This is a genomic window from Mycobacterium sp. (assembly GCF_032162605.1).
Taxonomy (GTDB): Bacteria; Actinomycetota; Actinomycetes; order Mycobacteriales; family Mycobacteriaceae; genus Mycobacterium.
Window position 1 is genome coordinate 1 of sequence record NZ_JAVROT010000114.1, and the last position, 19,232, is coordinate 19,232.

20 protein-coding genes and 2 pseudogenes are annotated in these 19,232 nt (G+C 67.5%); 15 read left to right on the plus strand and 7 right to left on the minus strand.

Annotated elements, in window-relative coordinates:
• Nucleotides 1-108: pseudogene (locus QOI01_RS06880) on the plus strand (arsenate-mycothiol transferase ArsC); the annotation flags it as partial.
• 167 nt (nucleotides 109-275) lie between these two features.
• On the opposite strand, the gene QOI01_RS06885 reads toward QOI01_RS06880, so the two are convergent.
• Nucleotides 276-587, minus strand: a complete 312-nt coding sequence (locus tag QOI01_RS06885) for a hypothetical protein (protein ID WP_526379463.1) — start codon at nucleotides 585-587, stop codon at nucleotides 276-278.
• On the opposite strand from QOI01_RS06885, the gene QOI01_RS06890 reads away from it, so the two are divergent.
• The 4 genes from QOI01_RS06890 to QOI01_RS06905 are packed head-to-tail and all read left to right on the plus strand — an operon-like array spanning nucleotide 556 to nucleotide 4,638.
• Complete coding sequence (locus QOI01_RS06890) at nucleotides 556-1,689, plus strand: glycosyltransferase (RefSeq protein WP_526379459.1); 1,134 nt, start codon at nucleotides 556-558, stop codon at nucleotides 1,687-1,689. The two genes, QOI01_RS06885 and QOI01_RS06890, sit on opposite strands and share 32 nt — an antisense overlap.
• Before the next feature lie 38 nt (nucleotides 1,690-1,727).
• The gene (locus QOI01_RS06895; RefSeq protein ID WP_526379434.1) at nucleotides 1,728-2,702 is read left to right on the plus strand and encodes a glycosyltransferase; all 975 of its coding nucleotides are present in this window, start codon (nucleotides 1,728-1,730) and stop codon (nucleotides 2,700-2,702) included.
• Entirely contained in the window at nucleotides 2,699-4,177 is a 1,479-nt protein-coding gene (locus tag QOI01_RS06900) for a glycoside hydrolase family 130 protein (RefSeq protein ID WP_526379435.1), read from the plus strand. The genes QOI01_RS06895 and QOI01_RS06900 overlap by 4 nt, the downstream gene beginning before the upstream one ends.
• A 47-nt stretch (nucleotides 4,178-4,224) precedes the next feature.
• A complete protein-coding gene (locus tag QOI01_RS06905; RefSeq protein ID WP_526379436.1) occupies nucleotides 4,225-4,638 on the plus strand; it encodes a DUF5709 domain-containing protein in 414 nt (137 codons plus the stop codon).
• Here the strand turns inward: QOI01_RS06905 and QOI01_RS06910 are convergent, their stop codons facing one another.
• Both QOI01_RS06910 and QOI01_RS06915 read right to left on the minus strand, forming a co-directional pair.
• Nucleotides 4,639-4,812: a hypothetical protein gene (locus QOI01_RS06910; RefSeq protein ID WP_526379437.1), complete on the minus strand. Its 174-nt coding sequence runs from the start codon at nucleotides 4,810-4,812 to the stop codon at nucleotides 4,639-4,641.
• Nucleotides 4,794-6,011: an MFS transporter gene (locus QOI01_RS06915; protein WP_526379438.1), complete on the minus strand. Its 1,218-nt coding sequence runs from the start codon at nucleotides 6,009-6,011 to the stop codon at nucleotides 4,794-4,796. Before QOI01_RS06915 ends, QOI01_RS06910 begins: the two co-directional genes overlap by 19 nt.
• Before the next feature lie 101 nt (nucleotides 6,012-6,112).
• On the opposite strand from QOI01_RS06915, the gene QOI01_RS06920 reads away from it, so the two are divergent.
• On the plus strand, nucleotides 6,113-7,285 hold the full coding sequence (locus QOI01_RS06920) for an ROK family protein (RefSeq protein ID WP_526379439.1): 1,173 nt from the start codon (nucleotides 6,113-6,115) through the stop codon (nucleotides 7,283-7,285).
• Here the strand turns inward: QOI01_RS06920 and QOI01_RS06925 are convergent.
• Nucleotides 7,251-7,943 (minus strand): TetR/AcrR family transcriptional regulator, encoded by a 693-nt coding sequence (locus QOI01_RS06925; RefSeq protein ID WP_526379440.1) that lies wholly within the window; start codon nucleotides 7,941-7,943, stop codon nucleotides 7,251-7,253. The two genes, QOI01_RS06920 and QOI01_RS06925, sit on opposite strands and share 35 nt — an antisense overlap.
• A 109-nt stretch (nucleotides 7,944-8,052) precedes the next feature.
• Between QOI01_RS06925 and QOI01_RS06930 the strand changes: the two genes are divergently transcribed.
• The gene (locus tag QOI01_RS06930) at nucleotides 8,053-9,000 is read left to right on the plus strand and encodes an SDR family oxidoreductase (protein WP_526379441.1); all 948 of its coding nucleotides are present in this window, start codon (nucleotides 8,053-8,055) and stop codon (nucleotides 8,998-9,000) included.
• Here QOI01_RS06930 and QOI01_RS06935 read toward each other — a convergent pair.
• Nucleotides 8,984-9,853 carry a TIGR03619 family F420-dependent LLM class oxidoreductase gene (locus tag QOI01_RS06935; protein ID WP_526379442.1) on the minus strand — a complete coding sequence of 290 codons (870 nt, stop codon included), beginning with the start codon at nucleotides 9,851-9,853 and terminating at the stop codon, nucleotides 8,984-8,986. The genes QOI01_RS06930 and QOI01_RS06935 overlap by 17 nt on opposite strands.
• A 32-nt stretch (nucleotides 9,854-9,885) precedes the next feature.
• On the minus strand, nucleotides 9,886-11,121 hold the full coding sequence (locus QOI01_RS06940) for a diiron oxygenase (RefSeq protein WP_526379443.1): 1,236 nt from the start codon (nucleotides 11,119-11,121) through the stop codon (nucleotides 9,886-9,888).
• A 103-nt stretch (nucleotides 11,122-11,224) separates the two neighbouring features.
• On the opposite strand from QOI01_RS06940, the gene cobF reads away from it, so the two are divergent.
• From cobF to QOI01_RS06975, 7 genes and pseudogenes are all read left to right on the plus strand, one after another.
• Nucleotides 11,225-11,989: a precorrin-6A synthase (deacetylating) gene (cobF, locus tag QOI01_RS06945; protein ID WP_526379444.1), complete on the plus strand. Its 765-nt coding sequence runs from the start codon at nucleotides 11,225-11,227 to the stop codon at nucleotides 11,987-11,989.
• 81 nt (nucleotides 11,990-12,070) lie between these two features.
• Nucleotides 12,071-12,451 (plus strand): phage holin family protein, encoded by a 381-nt coding sequence (locus QOI01_RS06950; protein ID WP_526379445.1) that lies wholly within the window; start codon nucleotides 12,071-12,073, stop codon nucleotides 12,449-12,451.
• 68 nt (nucleotides 12,452-12,519) lie between these two features.
• On the plus strand, nucleotides 12,520-13,089 hold the full coding sequence (locus tag QOI01_RS06955; protein ID WP_526379460.1) for a (2Fe-2S)-binding protein: 570 nt from the start codon (nucleotides 12,520-12,522) through the stop codon (nucleotides 13,087-13,089).
• 5 nt (nucleotides 13,090-13,094) lie between these two features.
• Nucleotides 13,095-14,072 carry an FAD binding domain-containing protein gene (locus QOI01_RS06960; RefSeq protein WP_526379461.1) on the plus strand — a complete coding sequence of 326 codons (978 nt, stop codon included), beginning with the start codon at nucleotides 13,095-13,097 and terminating at the stop codon, nucleotides 14,070-14,072.
• Nucleotides 14,069-16,237 (plus strand): xanthine dehydrogenase family protein molybdopterin-binding subunit, encoded by a 2,169-nt coding sequence (locus QOI01_RS06965; RefSeq protein ID WP_526379446.1) that lies wholly within the window; start codon nucleotides 14,069-14,071, stop codon nucleotides 16,235-16,237. Before QOI01_RS06960 ends, QOI01_RS06965 begins: the two co-directional genes overlap by 4 nt.
• Before the next feature lie 10 nt (nucleotides 16,238-16,247).
• Nucleotides 16,248-16,490, plus strand: a pseudogene (locus QOI01_RS06970) (DNA-formamidopyrimidine glycosylase family protein); the annotation flags it as partial.
• Nucleotides 16,491-16,646: 156 nt separating this feature from the next.
• Nucleotides 16,647-17,114, plus strand: a complete 468-nt coding sequence (locus tag QOI01_RS06975; RefSeq protein ID WP_526379462.1) for a zinc finger domain-containing protein — start codon at nucleotides 16,647-16,649, stop codon at nucleotides 17,112-17,114.
• A gap of 147 nt (nucleotides 17,115-17,261) precedes the next feature.
• On the opposite strand, the gene QOI01_RS06980 is transcribed toward QOI01_RS06975, so the two are convergent.
• A complete protein-coding gene (locus QOI01_RS06980; protein ID WP_526379447.1) occupies nucleotides 17,262-17,705 on the minus strand; it encodes a universal stress protein in 444 nt (147 codons plus the stop codon).
• A gap of 147 nt (nucleotides 17,706-17,852) precedes the next feature.
• Between QOI01_RS06980 and QOI01_RS06985 the strand changes: the two genes are divergently transcribed.
• Nucleotides 17,853-19,223: a cytochrome P450 gene (locus QOI01_RS06985; RefSeq protein WP_526379448.1), complete on the plus strand. Its 1,371-nt coding sequence runs from the start codon at nucleotides 17,853-17,855 to the stop codon at nucleotides 19,221-19,223.
• The last annotated feature ends 9 nt before the right edge of the window (nucleotides 19,224-19,232 follow it).

Here is a 19,232-nt window from a genome sequence, read left to right on the forward strand (position 1 = left end):
TCCGAACGAGGCATCGACGGCATCGAACGCATGCGGTTGGTCCGCGACGACATCGAAGAGCGCGTCCGTCGACTGCTCGAAGAACTCGGCATCAGACCCATCGCCTGATGCCGAACTGAAGAGCCCAATTTAACGCAAATAGCAAATTCTCGCTACGTCCTGTCACTTAGTGTTCCGTGCAACACCCGTCACGCACGATCGGACAACCTCGATGACGGCAGAGAACGTGGCGGACCCCGCTACTGCCCGACTGACGTCTCAGCGCCGACGCGGTCTCACACCCTCCCGGCGACGAACGCAGCGGCCTGGTCGGTCAATCCGATCTTCGTATAGCTGGTGTGCGCACCCGGACGGCCTGGCTTTCGCTCACCAGGACTGATTTCCCTGGTGGGTGTAGCGTTGAGCACGTTGGTACCCAGCCAGTCCGGGATGAGGACGGCGTCAGCTGTGGCCTCGCCGAGCATTCGCTCGAGCCATGCGACATCCGTGCACATACCCGTTGGGAACACCGTATTGATCACTCCTTCCGCATTCACCTGTTCCAGCAATTCGAGCCTGGGTGCTATCACGTCCCCGAGCTTCGGCATTCTCGGCACCTACCCCCCAACCCGTTGCGGCCTGGCGACCTTCAGCGCGGCATTGGCCGATGGGTTGTCCGTGCACGGCGCCGAGGTCAGCGTCGTCCGGGTGGCGGACGGATCGTCATCGTCCAGTGCGAGAGTCATCGGAGAATTGGTCAACGATTCACCGGCCTCGGTGGCGGCCGCCTCGGAGTTGCTGAACCGTAGCGACGTGGCGATCGTTCAGCACGAGTACGGCGTCTACGGCGGCACCGACGGCGACGACGTGGTTGGCGTCATCGGCGGGCTGCGGATTCCGTCCATCGTGGTCGCCCACACCGTACTGAAAGATCCAACGCCGCATCAACGTTCGGTTCTCGAGGCCATCGCGGCCATGGCTGATCAGATCGTGGTGATGTCCGAGGCCGCGAGTGAGCGTCTGTGCCGCGGTTTCGACGTCGATCCGCGCAAGGTCGCGACGATCCCCCACGGCGCCACCGTACCGACACAGCTCGCGGGTTCTGCGCACACGGGGCGACCCACCTTGCTGACGTGGGGCCTGATCGGGCCGGGAAAGGGCATCGAGCGGGTCATCGACGCCATGGTGTCGTTGCACGACCTGCCCGCGCGGCCGCACTACCTGGTCGCCGGCAAAACGCATCCCAAAGTCCTTGCCGCAGAGGGTGAGGCATACCGCGACGCCCGTATCGGCCAGGCCCGCCGAAGGGGAGTGGATGCTTCGGTCTCCTTCGACTCCGACTACCGCGACGTCGCCTCGTTGAACAGGCTGGCCCAGTCCTCCGCAGTCGTCGTCCTTCCGTACGACTCCACTGATCAGGTCACCTCTGGTGTTCTGGTCGACGCGATCGCCAGCGGGCGCCCAGTGGTGGCTACCGCCTTCCCGCACGCCGTCGAACTCCTCGCCAGTGGCGCGGGGGTCGTCGTCGATCACGACGATCCCGATGCGTTGGCGGCGGCCCTGCACCGGATCTTGACGCAGCCACACGTAGCTGGGGCCATGGCCGCGGAAGCGGCGCGGCTCGCTCCGGCCATGGCCTGGCCGGTGGTGGCCAACGCCTATCTGGGGTTGGCGCGCTCGCGGTTGTCCGAGCGCCCGGCGATGGTGTGATCACCGCGTCGGTCCCTCGCTTCGACCACCTGCTGCGAATGACCGACGAGCGCGGCACTTTCGAGCACGCCTGCTTCACCGAGCCACGCCAGGAACACGGCTACTGCACCGACGACATGGCCAGGGTTCTCGTCGTCGCGAGTCGCGAACGGGAACCGGCGCCCGCGGTGCAGTGGCTCGTCCGTCTCTCATTGCGGTTCCTGGGCGAGGCGCAGGCTCCCGACGGCAGCTTTCGCAACCGAATGGACGCCGCAGGCCGGTGGACGGACGAGCCGACCGTGGAGGACTGCTGGGGACGCAGCGTCTGGGGACTCGGTACCGCCGCCCACAGCGAGCTGACCGGCGTTCGCGATTCGGCGGTGGCACAGTTCGAGTGCGCGGCCCAGCGACGGTCGCCGTATCCCCGGGCGATGGCCTTCGCGGCGGTCGGAGCCGCCGAGCTTCTCAGCGTCCTGCCCCGGCATCGGGCCGCACACGACCTTCTCGTCGACTACGCCGACATTGCCACCGAGTCGAACGTGGGCGTCGAATGGCCGTGGCCCGAGCAGCGGCTCCGATACGCCAACGCCGTTCTGGCGGAAGCCAGGATCGCCGCAGGCCACGCACTCGGCAACGCCGCGCTGCTGCGCCACGGACTGCAGATGCTGGAGTGGCTGATCGACGAGCAGACGCCAGAGGGCCACCTGTCTCCAAGTCCTGCCGCGGGTAGGGGACCCGGCGATGCGCGCCCGGCCTACGACCAGCAGCCGATCGAGGCGTCCACCCTCGCCGACGCGTGCGCGCGTGCCGCGGAAGTGGACCCCCGGTCGATCTGGAACACCGGATTGATGACCGCCGCGGCGTGGTTCGAGGGCGCCAACGACCTCGGGCAGCTGATGTGGGACCCCGAGACCGGCGGCGGGTTCGACGGCCTGCACGCCGACCGGGTGAACCGCAACCAGGGTGCGGAGTCGACGCTCGCCGTGCTCTCCACCATGCAGCACGCCCATCGCCTTTCGCCAGTATCGCAATGACTTCCGTCCAGTCCGAGTTCGTCACGCGGACCCCGGTGCGGCTCGTGGCGGACCCGTCCCGGGTGATCAACCGCCTGTTCGTCCCCGGCCAAGAGGGTTTCGAACTCCAGGATTCCAGGGCGGGGGCCGTGCTCGCGCGCATCCTGGCCCTCGACGAGTCAGACGTGGAGTCGGCGCTGGACGACGTCGTCTCCCGCTTCGATGGCCGTCACCGCGACCTGGGCGGCACGTTCCGTGCGCACGCCAGCGAGCTCGCTGATCGGCTGAATCCCGATCGGGAACTCACCAAGTCGCGCGCCTTATTGCTGGGGGCCGCGTTCACCAGCGAGTACGCCATCGAAGGTGCGGCGCTGTGCAATCCGAGCGTGATCGCTGACCCGGACCAATCTGGAACCGCCTCGGGCAATCTGCGATTCGTGATGAGCGTCCGTGGCATCGGCGAGGGACACATCTCCTCCATCGGATTCCGCACCGGCACGGTGGACGCAGGCGGCGACGTCGCGATGGACGACCCCGCACCCTTCGCGACGGTCGGAGCAACCGAGCCTGCCGTGCTGGGCGCGGCCGGGTTCCGCAGTGAACTCGCGCGGCTCGACGATGCGGGGGAGGCCGCTGACTACGTACTGGACGCCCTCGGCGGGGTCTTCACGCGAGACGCCCTTGACCGTCGACTGGCCAACCTTCGGACGGTTCTGAGCACCCGCGGGCACGCCGAGGAGACGATCGCATTGATCCGCGGCATCGCGGACCGGACGTACTCCATCAGATTCCCCACCGACGTTCCTCTTTCCGAGTGTGTCCTGTGGCCGGCGATCGAGGCCGAGGGAGCCGGAATGGAGGACGCGCGTTTCGTTCGGTTCCGCGACGACGACGGCTCGGTGGTGTTCTACGCGACGTACACGGCGTACAGCGGATCGGTGATCAGCCAACAACTCCTGGCGACCGACGACTTCCGGCTGTTCACCTCCGTGCCGCTCGTCGGGCGCGCGGCAGCCAACAAGGGCCTCGCGCTGTTCCCGCGCCGGATCGGTGGCCGCTTCGTCGCCCTGTCGAGGTCGGACCGTGAGACGAACATGATTGCGTACTCCGACGAACTCACCGTGTGGCCGAACGCCGTTCCGTGCCAGCAGCCGACCGAGGCGTGGGAAGCCCTCCAGCTCGGAAACTGCGGCTCGCCAATCGAAACCGACGCCGGGTGGCTGGTGCTCACCCATGGCGTCGGCCCGATGCGCACCTACAGCATCGGCGCGATCCTGCTCGATCTCGACGACCCGGCGCAGATCCTTGGCCATCTCCGACGGCCGCTGCTCAGTCCTACCCGGGACGAACAGGACGGCTACGTCCCCAATGTCGTGTACTCGTGCGGCGCGCTCGCGCACGGTGACACTCTGGTGCTTCCGTACGGGATCAGTGACGGCGCGATCGGCATCGCCACCGTCGCGCTGCCCGCGCTCCTCGCCGCTCTGGTCGGCTGAGGGGGCGACGTGGTTTGGCAGTCGTCGAGGTGTGGCATGTTGGTGCCATGAGCGGCCCAGAGACTCCCGAAGAGCGCGCAGGCGAGTACAGCCTCGATGACGACGACCAACTCACCCAGGAGGACACCCTGATCGACAGGGGCGTCGATGACCTGCTCGACGAGGGCTACTCGCCTCCGGACAGGTGGAAGGAACCCCGGGACAACGAGACTCTCGACGAGCTGCTGTCCGAGGAGGAGCCCGACCCGGCGATGCAACTCGATGATCCCGACGAGCCCGACGAGCAGTCCGGAAACGACGAGGTTGGCGACCTCCGCGCCGGCCGGCTCGTCGCCCCCGACGAAGGGTTCGGCGAGGACACCGAAAAGGACTTGATCGGCAGTGAGGTCGGCATCGACGGTGCAGCCGCCTCAGCCGAGGAGGCCGCGGTCCACGTCATCGCCGACGAGGACGAGAGCTAGTCAGGCGGCCGTCGGCACCGCGCGGCGCCAACTGGGCCGCCACGTCGGTGTCATCGGGGGCCGCAGAACCAGATCTTTGTGCAGGCCCAGAAGGTGGATGCTGACGCCCCACTGCGCGTTGTGGTCCTCGGTGGGATGACTCTCGGTGGGCGGCATCAGCGCTTGGCCGTCCACCGCTGCAGCAGCACCGAGATCGTCAGGATCACGAGCCCTGCCGCGGCAAGCAGTGCGCCGGTCGCAGCGGGCGCGGTGTAGCCGTATCCGGCCGCGATCACCACCCCGCCGATCCAGGCGCCCGTCGCATTGGCGATGTTCAGGGCCGAATGGTTCAGCGCGGCAGCGAGGGTCTTCGCGCCGTGGGCGACGTCCATCAGACGGGTCTGCAGTGCAGGGCCGATCGCCGCGCCTGCCGCTCCGATGAGGAACAGCCCGAGCATCGCCGTCCACGGGTTGCGCGCGGCGACGACGAACAGTGCCAGGACGACGCCGAGTGTGGTGATCGATGCGTAGAGGCCGCCGATCACCGAGATGTCGGCCATCTTCCCGCCGACCAGGTTGCCGACCACCATTCCGAGGCCGAAGACCATGAGCGCCAACGGAACCAGTCCGAGCGCAAGACCGGAGACGTCGGTCAGCGTCGTGCTGACGTAGGTGTAGACAGCGAACATGCCGCCGAACCCGACCATGCCGATCAGCAGCGCCAGCCACACCTGCGGCCGACGGAGCGCGCTGAGTTCGGTCAGGGGACTGGTGACGTGCATCGCGCTCAGATCGGGCAGCCAGTGCCAGAGGGCGGTCAGGGTGATGACGCCGATGACGACGACGAGTCCGAACGCGCTGCGCCAGCCGAGTCCTTGACCCAGCCAGGAGGCGATGGGGACGCCGAGGACGGTCGCGACGGTCAGGCCCGTCATCACGTGCGCGACGGCCTTCGCGCGGTTCTTCGGGCCCATCAGGTGCCCGGCGACCAGTGCGGCGACGCCGAAGAACGCGCCGTGGGGGATGCCCGAGACGAACCGCGCGGCCATCAACGTGCCGTACGTCGGCGCCAGGACGCTGGCCAGGTTGCCGAGGGTGAAGACCGCGATCAGCCCGAGCAACAGGGCCTTGCGGGGCAGGCGCGCGGTGAGGGAGGCGATGACGGGGGCGCCGACGACCACGCCGAGGGCGTAGGCGGAGATCACGTGTCCGGCGATCGGTTCGGTGATGTTCAGGCTCGAGGCGATGTCGGGCAGTAGGCCCATCGCCACGAACTCGGTGGTGCCGATGCCGAAGCCGCCGACGGCGAGGGCGAATACCGCCAGCCACCGCACGGATGGTGGCGGCGACACGACGGACTGCGGTGTGGGGGGTCGTTCCAGTGATCTGGTCACCGGGCTAACGGTAGCCGCACTTATGCCGTTCTTCAACTCGACTTTTGTCTTTTTCGACACAAAAGTGGCATGGCTTACGTTTCTCGGGTTCAATCGAAGACATGGCCGTCAGGGGCGAGCGAAGCGACGGGAGGGTTTCCGTCGGCGATGTCTTCGCTCTCATCCGGCATCATCGCGACGTCACCCGCACGGAGATCGGTCACTTGACCGGTCTGTCCCGCACCGCCGTCGCTTCGCGGATCGCCGCTCTGACGACGCTGGGCCTGGTCGCCGAACGCGAGCAGGCGCCGTCGACCGGCGGCCGCCCGCCGACGCTGCTGTCCTTCGACGCCGGGGCAGGCGTGGTGCTCTCGGTCGCGGTCGGCATCAGCCGCACCCGGCTGGCGGTGTGCAACCTGGCAGGCGAGGTGCTCTCGATCACCGACATCGATCAGGAGGTCGCGCTCGGCCCGGACGACCTGATGCCCGACATCGTCAAACGGCTCGACGTGATGCTCCAGGGGTACCCGGCCGTTCCGGTCTATGGGGTCGGGCTGAGCCTGCCGGGAACCGTCGACCGCGACCGGGGCTGCAGCCGGGATTCGCCGATCCTGCGCGGCTGGGATGGTGTCGAGCTGCGACCGTATTTCAGCGAGCTGCAACGACTCTCGGGCGTTCCGGTGGTGCTGGACAACGACGTCAACGCGATTGCCGCCGTCGAGCGTCAAGGCTACGACGACGTACTGGTGATCAAGGCCTCCAGCGGCCTCGGTGCGGGCATCGTCGCGGGCGGGGTGCTGCAGCGCGGCGCCGTACAGGCCGCGGGTGAGTTCGGGCACAACAAAATCGCTGCCGCACTTGGACTTCCGTGCCGCTGCGGTGACACCGGCTGTGTGGAGGCCATCGCAGGCGGGTGGGCGGTGGTGCGCGCGTTGCAGCAACAGGGTCACTCGGTCCGGCACCTTCGCGACGTCGTCGAACTGGCGCACGAGGGTGACGCGGAGGCGCGACGCATGATCCGGGACAGCGGCAGGTACGTCGGTGAAGTCCTCGCTGCGGCGGTGAACCTGTTGAACCCGGCCGTCGTCGTGGTGGCCGGAGACATGGCCGGCGCCTACGAGATTTTCGTCGCCGGACTGCGGGAGACGTTGTACGGCAACGCTACTGCGCAGGCGACGCGTGCCCTCGAGGTGGTGTCCGCTGCGCACGGTAGCCGGTCGGGAATCGTCGGCAGCGCCATCATGGTGCTCGACGAAGTGCTCAGCCCGACGGCCGTCGACGCCCTCGTTGACTGAGCAGGCCCGCCAGGATTGTCTCGAGCGCTTCGCGGAGCGTGGTCTCGAACTCCATGCAGAAGGGCTGTAGTGACGCGTCCGCCTCGTAGGCAGCGACCACCGCTTGCGGCGGACGGGAGTGCGTCCACACGGAGGTGGCCATCAGGGCGGCGAGGGTAATGAACCTGGTGGCGTCCTCAGTGCCGAGTTCGGGCAGCTGATCGGCCACTGATTCAGCGAGCTGGTCGACGTCGGCGGAGGTGGAGTGCTTGTACTGCAGCACGGTGTCGGTCGAGATGTTGTGTTCCAGCACGGCGGCCTGCGCACTCATCAGGTCACACAGCACCGGTCGCTCGGCCAGTGACGAGGCGATGACGGCGGCGACTCCGTCGGCTCGCTCCGATGCGCTCTGGCTCGGGAGCGCAGCAGCGGCCAACCGCAGCTCCACGTCGGCCACCCATTCGGTGAGTGCCTCGGCACACAACTCGAGCAGCACGGCCTCGCGCGACTCGAAGTAGCGCAGCACGTTCGACTTGGCCATGCACGACTTGCGGCCCAAGCCGTTGAGCGTGACCTCCGCTACCGGCATCTCGTCGAGCATCGCCCTTGCTGTGTCCAGGATCGTCGTGCGGCGCACTTCTCGCTGCTCAGGGCTGTGGGCGCGGACGAAGGACATCATCCGGTCAGCATAAGGTACCGTCGGTCTCTTGCCTAGCGACCGGCGGTCTGTTAGCGTCCTGACCAGTTAGAGACCACCGGTCGCTAAGCGGCCCTTCGAGAGGGAAGTCATGTATCAGGTCGACGATCAGTCCGGTCGACGCTTCGTAATCACCGGAGCCAACAGCGGGACGGGCAAGGAGGCTGCGCGCAGGATCGCCGCAGCGGGCGGGCACGTCGTGATGGCAGTGCGCACCGAGGAGAAGGGTCACGCGGCCGCTGCCGAGATTCGCAAGGACGTACCGGAAGCGTCGCTCGAGGTGCGCCGCGTCGACCTCGCCGACCTTGCCAGCGTGCACGCCTTCGCCGAAGGCATCCGCGCGGACGGTGAGCCCCTCGACGTCCTCATCAACAATGCGGGCGTGATGGCCGTGCCGCAGCGCATGACGACCGCCGACGGCTTCGAGCTCCAGTTCGGCAGCAACTTCATCGGCCCGTTCGCGCTCACGAATCTGCTTCTGCCGCTGCTACTCTCGTCCGAAGCGCCGCGTGTGACGACGATGGCCAGCGGGGCGGCGAACATCGGTCGCATCAACTTCCGTGATCTGCAGTCCGCCGAGTCGTACGGTTCGATCGGAGCCTATGCGCAGTCGAAACTAGCGGACCTCCTGCTGGGCATCCACCTGGCGCGTGTCGCCGAGGAGCGTGGCTGGAAGCTGTTGAGCACCGTTGCGCATCCGGGTTACACCAGGACCAACCTGCAGTCGGCTGGACCCAACCTCGGCCGGGTGAAGAAGCGGTTCAACCCGCTCTTCGATCTGCCGCTGTTGCCGTCGCAGGACGTGGTGCCAGGCACCGAACCGTTGCTCTTCGCCGCTACCGACCCAGACGTCCGGCAGGGCGCGTACTACGGTCCGAGTCGATTCGGCGGCCTCGTCGGGCCGACCATGAACGTGACCTTGCCGCGGTCGGCGCGCGGCGTCGACCTTGCGGCGTCGCTGTGGTCGGTGGCCGAGCAACTCACCGGCACGGCGCTCCCGGTGTTCCGGCCAGAATCGGCATTCACGTTTTCGCGATGACGTTCTCGGCGAACCACTCGAGGTTGCGGATCTTGTCGTCGAGCGGCTCGGTGTCGTCGCCCTTGATGTAGGGGATCCGGAAGCCGACGATGACGTCGGTGACGCCCTTGTCCTCGAGTCGCTTGACCCCGTCGAGAGTGAAGCCGTCGATCGAGATGACGTGGATCTCGAACGGCTCGTCGGCGCGGCCTTCGTCGTCGCGGAGTTGCTTGACCCGCTTGATGAGTGGGTCGAGCTCCTCGGGGTCACCGCCGCCGTGCATCCAGCCGTCGTTGCGGGCGGCGCGCTTGAGTGCGGCCTCGGCGTGCCCGCCGATCAAGATCGGCACCGGCTTGGTGGGCGCTGGCGTCATCTTGGTCTTGGGGATGTCGTAGAACTCGCCGCGATATTCGAAGTACTCACCGGTGGTGAGGCCCTTGATGACGGCGATGCACTCGTCCATCCGCTTGCCGCGCTTGGCGAACGGTACGCCCATGACTTCGTAGTCCTCCGGCCACGGGCTGGTGCCGACGCCGAGGCCGAGGCGGTTGTCGAACAGCGCGGCCAAGGAGCCGGCCTGCTTGGCCACCAGCGCCGGCGGTCGGATGGGCAGTTTGAGCACGAAGATGTTGAAGTGCAGCTTCGTCGTCACCGCGGATAGCGCGCCGATCAGTGCGAATGACTCGATGAACGGCTTGCCGTCCAGGAATTCGCGGTTGCCGTCCTCGGTGTACGGATACTTCGAGTCGGACTCGTACGGGTAGGCGATGCTGTCCGGAATGGTCATCGCGTGGTACCCGGCCTCATCGGCGGCCTTGGCCAACGGGATGTAGTACTGGGGGTCGGTCATGGCTTCCGCATAGGTGAACCGCATGAGCCAATACTAGAACGTGTTCTAGTTCATCGTCAGTGGAATGGCGGAGCGCCCTCGCCGGCCACCGAGTAGGTGCCCCATGGCGTCCGCTCCGTGATGCGCCCATCCGCGCAGCGGTCGCCGATGGTCAGCGACACGCGTGGCGTCGTGAGTACGTCGTCGGGAACCGACTCGAAAATCGTTCCGCGCCAGTGATATCGGCCGTCGATGGGGTCGAGGTGTCCGGTAAGTCGGACCCGCACGGGGTGGTCGGCGTCCGCGACCCGCAGTACGGCGGGTCCGTCGTACACGTCATCGGCGTGGCCTTCGGGTTCGGCGACGCCGTCCGCGCGAGTCGCGTTGGACGCGTTCTGGGGCAGGAAGTGGGTGCGACGCCAGAGCCTGCGTGCGATCGGACCCATCAGACCGACCTCGTCCAGGAAGGCGGCCAGCGGCGCGAACCCGAGGATCTGAACGTCGTGGCGGTGCGGGCTCTGCCTCGCGATTCGTCGGGTCTCCCGGCCGGGCATGCCGACGCGACGGTACTGCGCGGGGTTGGTGAACAGGAATTGAAAGAACAACCCGCCGACACCGTTGAGGTTGGCCACCCACATCCGGTTGAGACGCCGCATGCCGCCGACGTGCCTGCGCAACCCGTCGCGGGCGAACTGGATGTGTCGCGCCTCCTCGGTGACGTGGATCCGCATCAGCCGCTGGATCACTGGCTGGAGGTCGGCATCGTCCATCATCTGCCGTTGTAGCGAGTCGAAGATCTCCTCGCCGATCAGCGCGGCCACCCACAGCATCGAGCCGCGGAAGGTCAGCGGCAGCGTATTGATGATCATCCGCTGGTAGAGCTTGGGTCGCATGGCCTTGGCGCCGAGCTTCTCGATCGCGTGGCCGAACATCACCATGTGGCGCGTCTCGTCGCCCATCTCCGTCAGGGCGTAGTGCGTGGCGCGAGCGGTCGGGTCCTGGTGCATCAGGTCGCGCAGCAGCGCCTGGTTGAGGATGTTCTCGAACCAGATGCCCGCCGACAGCGTGTTGACCAGTTCCTGGCGGGACAATTCGATCTGTTGCTCACGGGTCATGGCGTCCCACAACGGCGTTCCGTAGATCGACACCGACTTCGGCGGCAGGAAGTACTTGTCGGGGTCCAGCGGCGCGTCCCAGTCGATGTCGACGATCGGCTCGTAGGACTTCTTGACGGCACCCCGAAGCAGACGTTCGGAGAACTCTTCGCGGGTGGGGGCGTTGGTACGTCGGACCGCGTCAGAGGAAAGAGTCATCGTTGCCATCCCGTCGGCTGACATTGTGCGTCGATATGCTTGGAAACCTAACGACGCCGGGCTCGAGATGTCAATACCCCGGGTACCGGGTACTGGAGGTTCCGTGACGCGCCGCATCCACGTCATCGGCATCGGAGCGGGCGACCCTCAGTACGTGACGGTGCAGGCCATCGAAGCGCTCAACGACGTCGACGTCTTCTTTGCGATGGACAAGGGTGCCAAGAAGGGCGGAGTGAAGGACGACCTCGTGTTTTTCCGGCGCGAGATCTGCCAGCGCTTCATCCGCGAACCCGGCTACCGGTTCGTCGAGCTGCCCGACCCTCAACGGCGCAGAGCAGCGCCGGATGGTCCGAACTACCGGCAGCGGGTGGCCGACTGGCACGCCGCCCGCGCCGACGTGTGGGCGCAGGCACTGCTCGAGGAGTTGTCCGACGACGGTGTCGGCGCCTTCCTCGCGTGGGGTGACCCGTCGTTGTACGACAGCACGTTGCGCATCCTGGACATCGTGGCTCAACGCCTGGACTTCACCTATGACGTCATCCCCGGCATCACCGCGATCCAGGCACTCACGGCCCGACATCGCGTCCCGCTCAACGACGTCGGCGAGCCGGTCCTCATCACCACCGGCCGAAGGCTTCGCGAGGAGGGGCTGCCGGGTTCGGCCGTGGTGATGCTCGACGGCGACTGCGCGTTCCTCGGATGCCCGCCTGCGACCCAGATCTGGTGGGGTGCCTACCTCGGCACGCCGGACGAACTCCTCGTCGACGGCACGGTGGGCGAGGTGGGCGAGCGCATCGCACAGGTGCGGGCCGATGCCAGGGAGCGCCACGGCTGGATCATGGACACCTACCTGCTTCGGCCGGGCTGAGTGGCATCGCCCGCGTGGGGCGTCCCCGGTTGTCCTCTCGGCGTCGCTCCGTCAATCGGCCGGCCGTGGCAGGATCTGTCCGTGCTTCGGTTCCTTCTTCGCGCGGCCGTCACGGGCGTCGCCCTGTGGGTCGTCACCAAGTTCGTTGCCGGAATCGAATTCGTCGGCGGTGACTCGACGCTGCAGAGGGTCGGCATCGTCTTCGTCGTCGCGGTGATCTTCGGGCTGGTCAACGCGATCATCAAGCCGATCGTGCAACTCATCTCGATCCCGCTGTACATCGTGACCCTCGGCCTCATCCACGTCGTCATCAACGCCCTCATGTTGTGGATCACCTCGCGGATCACCGAGAACACCACGCACTGGGGCCTCTACATCGACGACTTCTGGTGGACGGCCATCTGGGCGTCCATCGTGCTGTCGATCGTCAGCTGGCTGCTGTCGCTCGTGGTTCCCGACTAACGACCACGCCTAGCGCTCAGATTGTGCTGCCAGCGAGGCGGGGTATCGTCGCATCCGTGGCTCCGGAGATGAACCGCCGCACCTTCGTCGGCGCCTCGATCACCGTCAGTGGAGTAGTCGCCGCCGCGTCCCTGGCGTCGGGTTGCGAGGCGGACACCGTGCCCGCCGAAGGCCAGACCGTCCAGGTGCACATGCGGATCAACGGCGAGGCCAAGGACGTTGACGTCGACACCAGGACGTCGCTGCTGGACATGCTGCGCGAGCGCGTCGGCCTGACCGGCACCAAGAAGGGCTGCGATCAGGGCGCCTGCGGAGCCTGCACGATCCTGCTCGACGGCAAGCGGGTGAACTCCTGCCTGACCCTTGCGGTCATGCACGACGGCGCCGAGGTCCGCACCATCGAAGGGGTCGCGGACAACGGCGGACTGCACCCCCTTCAGCAGTCGTTCATCGACACCGACGCCTTTCAGTGCGGCTACTGCACGTCCGGCCAGATCATGTCCGGACTCGGTTGCATCGACGAGGGGCACACCGGGTCCGACGAGGAGATCCGGGAGTGGATGAGCGGCAACATATGTCGCTGCGGCGCCTACACCAACATCGTCGCCGCCGTGGCGACGGCGGCCAAGAAGGCCTGACGCCGGTGTTCCCGTTCTCCTTCACCACGGCCGTCGACGAGAAGTCGGCGCTTGCCGCAGGCGGGTCGGGCGCCCGCTACATCGCGGGCGGCACCACGCTCGTCGACCTTATGCGCGTGACCGTCGAGCGGCCCGACGCCGTCGTGGACATCAACGCACTTCCCTACCGCAACGTCGAGCTCGACGCCAACGGCCTGCGGATCGGGTCGTTGGTCCGGATGGCCGACGTGGCCAGCGACCCGCGGGTACGGCTCGAATTCCCGGTCATCTCACAGGCATTGGAGCTCAGCGCATCGGCCCAACTGCGCAACATGGCTTCGATCGGTGGCAACCTCATGCAGCGTCCACGGTGTCTCTACTTCCGCGACGTGTCGGCGAACTGCAACCGGCGCGCCCCCGGCACCGGGTGCTCGGCGGTGGGCGGACTCAACCGCACCCACGCCATCCTCGGCGCCAGCGACCAGTGCGTGGCCACCCATCCCTCCGATCTGGCGGTCGCGCTGGTCGCCCTCGACGCGGTCGTTCTGACCCGCGACGCCTCCGGGGACAGGCGCATTCCGATCGCCCGGTTCTTCCGCCAACCCGGTGCCACCCCGGATCGGGAACACGACCTGCGCGCAGGTGAGCTCATCGTCGGCATCGAGGTCCCGACCGGGCCGGAGATGCGCCGGTCGGGCTACCTCAAGGTCCGCGACCGGCAGTCCTATGAGTTCGCCCTGACATCGGCAGCGGTCGCCCTCGACGTCGGCGGCGGGAAGGTCAGGGCCGCGCGGGTGGCGGTCGGCGGGGTGGCGACCGTGCCGTGGCGCCTGCCCGCCGTCGAGCAGGCTCTCATCGGACGGCCGGTGACGCCGCAGCTCTGGCGTGACGCGGCATCCCACGCGGCGGACGGCGCGAAGCCATTGTCCGACAATGGCTTCAAGGTGCAACTTGTGCAACGCGTCGTCGAGCGCCAGCTGAGTACGGTGGCAGGGCTGCCTTGACATACCCGCTGCGCATCCCCGACGCGGCCGTCGGCAACCCCATGGCCCGGGTGGACGGCTCCCTCAAGGTGACCGGCGGCGCCCACTACGCCGCCGACAACCCCGTACCCGACTTCGCGCACGCAGTCCTGGTGTGCAGCACCGTGGCGTCCGGGTCGGTCGACCGCATCGACTCCGCCGCCGCCTCGAGGTCCGCGGGCGTACTGCGGGTCCTGGTGGACTTCGACGGCGTGAAGCTGCCCTACGACATCGGTCGCGTCGCATTCTTCGGCCAACCGGTCGCGGTGGTCGTGGCCGAGACGTTGGAGGCAGCCAGCCACGGTGCCGCGCTCGTCGACGTCCGCTACACCGGCCACGACCAGAACACGGACATCGATGCGCCGCAAGCGATCCCGCAACCCGGTCACAACCAGGTCGACTACTCGCGCGGCAACCCGGAAGCCGGGCTGCGCAATGCGGCCGTCGTCACCGACGGCTTGTACGAAATCGCGCGCAACAACCACAATCCGATGGAGCTGCCGTCGACCGTGGCGCATTGGGACGGCAACCGGTTGACGGTGTGGGACAAGGTGCAGTCCATCGTCGGGGCGCAGGAGGCGCACGCCGAGGCGCACGGCGTCCCCGTCGGCGACGTGCGGGTGATCTCGCCGTTCGTCGGGGGAGCGTTCGGCAGCGCAGGCCAGACCTGGCCGCACCAACTCCTGACGTCGTTCGCGGCGAGGAAGGTCGGCAGGCCGGTCAAGCTGGTGCTCACCCGACAGCAGACCTACGCCGGGATCGGTTACCGGCCGACCAGCAGGCAGCGCCTCGCGATCGGTGCCGACTCGACCGGCCGGATCAGCACGATCGTGCACGAAGGTCGTACCGAGACCGCGCGCTACGCCACGTACGAGGACGGCCTGACCGCCTCGCCGAAGTTCATGTACACCAGCCCGAACATGCGCTCCACCTACCGGGTGGTGCCGTTGGACGTCAACCTGCCCACATTCATGCGCGGACCGGGAGCCACGACGGGAACGTTCGCACTCGAGTCGGCGATGGACGACCTCGCGTACCGCGTGGGCGTCGACCCGATTGAGCTGCGGTTGCGCAATGAGCCCGACCACGACCAGACCGACGGGCTGCCGTTCTCCACCAGGCGGCTCGACGAGTGCCTGCGGCGCGGCGCCGACGAATTCAGCTGGGCGCGCCGCAATCCGACGCCGCGCGCGGTGCGCGACGGTGACCGCCTGATCGGTATCGGGATGGCCGCCGCGGGCTATCACACCAGCCGCAGCGAATCGGACGCGATGGCCAGGATCAACGCCGACGGCACCGCGGACGTGCAGACCGCCACCAGCGACATGGGTCCCGGGACCTACACCTCGATGACCCAGGTCGCGGCCGACGCGCTGTGCCTTCCCGCCGACCGCGTCCGGTTCGCGCTAGGCGACAGCACCTACCCGAAGGCTCCGTCGCACTCGGGCTCGAGAACGATGGCCAGTGTCGGATCCGCGGTGTTCACCGTCGGGAACACGCTGCGCGACAAGGTCGTTCGCACTGCGGTCGTGGATCCGGGCTCGCCGTTGCACGGCGTCCCGCCGGAGGCCGTCACGGTTGCCGACGGGCGGATGTTCGTCACCGCGGACCCGGCCAGGGGCGAGGGCTACCGGGACCTTCTGCGTCGGCGCGGCTGGCCCAGCATCGACAGCCGCGGCAACTGGTCGCCCGACGACGCCGACACGCGGTTCTCGATGTACGCATACGGCGCCGTGTTCGCCGAAGTGGCCGTTGACGATTCGCTGGGTTTCGTACGCGTGCGGCGCATCCACGCCTGCTACGACGCGGGCCGGGTGGTCAACCCGAGACTGGCGCACAGCCAGGCCATCGGTGGCATGGTCGGCGGGATCGGCATGGCTCTGTTGGAGGGCACGGAGCTCGACCACCGCGATGGCCGCATCGTGAACGCGAACATGTCCGACTACCTGGTGCCGGTCAACGCGGACGTGCCCGCGCTGGACGCCACCTTCCTGACGGCTCGTGACACCGTCGCGAATCCCATCGGCGTGAAGGGCCTCGGCGAGATCGTCATCGTCGGCGTCCCCGCCGCGATCGCGAACGCCGTGTTCAACGCGACCGGCAAGCGCGTGACGAACCTACCGATCCGCTTGGAGAATCTCCTCTAACCTGGTAGGCGTGCCGGAACTGCCCGAGGTCGAAGCCCTTGCCGATCACCTCCGCCGTCGCGCCGTCGGGCTGACCGTCGGACGCGTCGACGTCGCAGCCCTGTCCGTGCTCAAGACGTTCGACCCGCCGATCACCGCTCTCCACGGTCAGACCGTCACCGGCGCCAACAGGTGGGGCAAGTACCTGGGGCTGCAGGTGGGCGATCTGCACCTCATCACGCATCTCTCGCGTGCCGGTTGGCTGCGGTGGTCGGACGCGTTGTCGGCGACGCCGCTGCGGCCGGGCGGCAAGAGCCCCATCGCCTTGCGCGTGCACCTCGGCAAGCCGGGGGATGCGGCCGGGTTCGATCTGACCGAGGCGGGCACCCAGAAGCGGCTCGCCGTCTGGCTGGTCGACGATCCGCTCAAGGTGCCGCAGATCGTGAGCCTCGGACCCGACGCGTTGTCGCTGGGCCCCGACGAGCTGGCCGCCGTGCTCAGGGGCAATGCCGGACGCATCAAGGGCGTGATCACCGATCAGAAGGTGATCGCCGGAATCGGCAACGCCTACAGCGACGAGATCCTGCACGTCGCGAAGCTCTCGCCGTTCGCGACCGCGGGCAAGCTCACCGATGCGCAGCTGGGCATGCTGCACGACGCGATGATCACCGTGCTCAGCGACGCGGTCACACGGTCGGTCGGTCAGGGTGCCGCGACGCTCAAGGGGGAGAAGCGCTCTGGGCTGCGGGTGCACGCCCGCACCGGTCTGCCGTGCCCGGTGTGTGGCGACACCGTGCGCGAGGTCTCGTTCGTCGACAAGTCGTTCCAGTACTGCCCGACCTGCCAGACCGGCGGCAAGATCCTGGCCGACAGGCGAATGTCCAAGCTGCTCAAGTAGCTTCGGCTGGCCGCAGGCCGTCCCGATCGCGACTTCTGCAGCGGATCGTGTGAAACCCCCGGCGACTGCGATGTGGCGACCGCGCCCCCGCGGCGGTCACCATTCCCCCATGGCAGTCGCCGGGGGTGGCCTCTCGGCGCATCCGCATCACGTGGTGTGCACGATCAGCACGTCGACCTTCGCCCTTCGCGAGATGTTGGCGGGCACCGATCCGAGCAGACGCCCGGTGATCGTGCCCAGTCCGACGCTGCCCACCACCAACAGGTCCGCATGAACTTCGTCGGCCAGGTCCACCAGCGCCTCGACGGGTGCGCCGAGGATTGCGCGCTCCTTGATGTCTGCCGCGCCCGCCTCCTTCGCCCGGTCGCGAGCATCACGCAAGAGCGCATAGACCGGCGCGTTGCCCACCAGCTTGTAGCCCTCGTCCTTGAGGGCCTCGGCGCCGTGCGCGTCGACCGCATGGGGGAAATACGCACTCGCCACAATCAAATTCGCGTTGGCGGCCGCGGCGATCGCCCCTGCTCGATCCACGGCGCGCAGCGACGAGGCCGAGCCATCGGTGCCAACCACTACAGTCCGATAGACGCTCATTTCGTCCTCCTAGGTGTGCAATGTCAACGCCCACGACGGGCGGCTCTGCTCAGCTCACCGTCTGGCACGCGCCAAGGCAACCTCGTCGACGAAGTGGAGTAGTCGACTACTCAGGGGTGCGCAGCGAGCCGGCCGAACAATCGAGCCATGACCAACACACTGATGCGTACCGATGTCGGAGCTCTGCCATTGCCGCCCAAGAATCCACTGTCCTATAGGGAGAGGCTCCTGGCTGCGCGTGCCTTTGACAGCGGTCCGGAGACGCTTCGCGATGCAGGCGGTCCGGTGACGAGAAGCGTTCTGGGGCCGAGGCAGCTCGTGCCGCCGCTGGTCTTCGTCACCTCACCGCAGGGCGCCCATGACGTTCTCGGTCGCACCGACGCGCTCGCAGACCGCGGAGAGGTGCCTCTCGCCAAGGAGTTTCGGCGCCTGCTTGGCGGCAACCTACTGGTCCTGCCGCACGATGAATGGTTGCCGCGTCGGCGCGCTCTGCAACCGATGTTCACCAAGCAACACGTTCCGCGGTTCGCAGGCCATATGGCCGAGGCCGCCGAACAGGTCTGCCGTGGCTGGGGAGACGATGACGTCGACCTCGACTGGCATTGCCGAAGCTTGACTCTGCGCGCACTGGGCCGTTCGGTGCTCGGCCTCGACCTCGACCAGCGGGCCGACGCGGTGGGCCCGCCGCTGCGTACCGCGCTCGGGTGGCTGACCGACCGCTCGTCACGGCCGGTGCGAGCTCCGCGTTGGCTTCCGACCCCGGCGCAGCGACGCGCCCGAGCCGCCAACCGAGCCCTGCACGAGCTCGCCGAGGAGATCCTCGATAACTGCCGCGCCGATCCGACCGTGGACGCGCCGTTGGTGCGCGCTCTGATCGAGGCGACGGACCCTCGGACCGGTTTGCCGCTGTCCGACGGGGAGATATGCGACGAGCTGGTCCTATTCATGCTCGCCGGACACGACACCACCTCGACGACCATCACGTACGCGCTGTGGGCATTGGGTCACCACCGCGAGCTACAGGACCGGGTATTCGTCGAGGTTGCCGAACTCGGCGACCGCCCGCTGACGACGGATGACGTGGCGCGGCTCGGGTTCACCGTTCAGGTGCTCCACGAGGCTCTGCGCCTCTGCCCACCTGCGTCCAGCATGTCGAGGATGGTGATGCGCGACATCGAGGTCGACGGCTTCCAAGTGACGGCGGGCACGCTGGCCGTCATCGGGGTCTACGCCATGCACCGCGACCCCGCATTGTGGGACGACCCGCTCGAGTTCGACCCCGATCGCTTCAGCCCGCAGCAGGCCAAGGGCAGAAGCCGTTGGCAATACCTGCCATTCGGTGGCGGACCACGCTCGTGCATCGGTGATCACTTCGCCATGCTGGAGGCCACGCTCGCACTCGCCACCATCGTTCGGCAGGTCGACATTCATTCGCTGGGCGGTGATTTCGCAACCGAGGTGCCATTCACCGCTGTCGCCGCCGGCCCGATCTGGGCGCGAGTTCGACAACGGATCTAGCACGCGAGG

What these genes read in the sequence shown, in the direction of transcription:
- QOI01_RS06900 (WP_526379435.1), top strand. Translation starts at nt 2,699, where the DNA reads ATGACTTCCGTCCAGTCCGAGTTCGTCACGCGGACCCCGGTGCGGCTC.
- QOI01_RS06930 (WP_526379441.1), top strand. Translation starts at nt 8,053, where the DNA reads ATGTATCAGGTCGACGATCAGTCCGGTCGACGCTTCGTAATCACCGGA.
- QOI01_RS06905 (WP_526379436.1), top strand. Translation starts at nt 4,225, where the DNA reads ATGAGCGGCCCAGAGACTCCCGAAGAGCGCGCAGGCGAGTACAGCCTC.
- QOI01_RS06920 (WP_526379439.1), top strand. Translation starts at nt 6,113, where the DNA reads ATGGCCGTCAGGGGCGAGCGAAGCGACGGGAGGGTTTCCGTCGGCGAT.
- QOI01_RS06955 (WP_526379460.1), top strand. Translation starts at nt 12,520, where the DNA reads ATGAACCGCCGCACCTTCGTCGGCGCCTCGATCACCGTCAGTGGAGTA.
- QOI01_RS06935 (WP_526379442.1), bottom strand. Translation starts at nt 9,853, where the DNA reads ATGCGGTTCACCTATGCGGAAGCCATGACCGACCCCCAGTACTACATC.
- QOI01_RS06925 (WP_526379440.1), bottom strand. Translation starts at nt 7,943, where the DNA reads ATGATGTCCTTCGTCCGCGCCCACAGCCCTGAGCAGCGAGAAGTGCGC.
- QOI01_RS06895 (WP_526379434.1), top strand. Translation starts at nt 1,728, where the DNA reads ATGACCGACGAGCGCGGCACTTTCGAGCACGCCTGCTTCACCGAGCCA.
- QOI01_RS06985 (WP_526379448.1), top strand. Translation starts at nt 17,853, where the DNA reads ATGACCAACACACTGATGCGTACCGATGTCGGAGCTCTGCCATTGCCG.
- QOI01_RS06885 (WP_526379463.1), bottom strand. Translation starts at nt 587, where the DNA reads ATGCCGAAGCTCGGGGACGTGATAGCACCCAGGCTCGAATTGCTGGAA.
- QOI01_RS06980 (WP_526379447.1), bottom strand. Translation starts at nt 17,705, where the DNA reads ATGAGCGTCTATCGGACTGTAGTGGTTGGCACCGATGGCTCGGCCTCG.
- QOI01_RS06940 (WP_526379443.1), bottom strand. Translation starts at nt 11,121, where the DNA reads ATGACTCTTTCCTCTGACGCGGTCCGACGTACCAACGCCCCCACCCGC.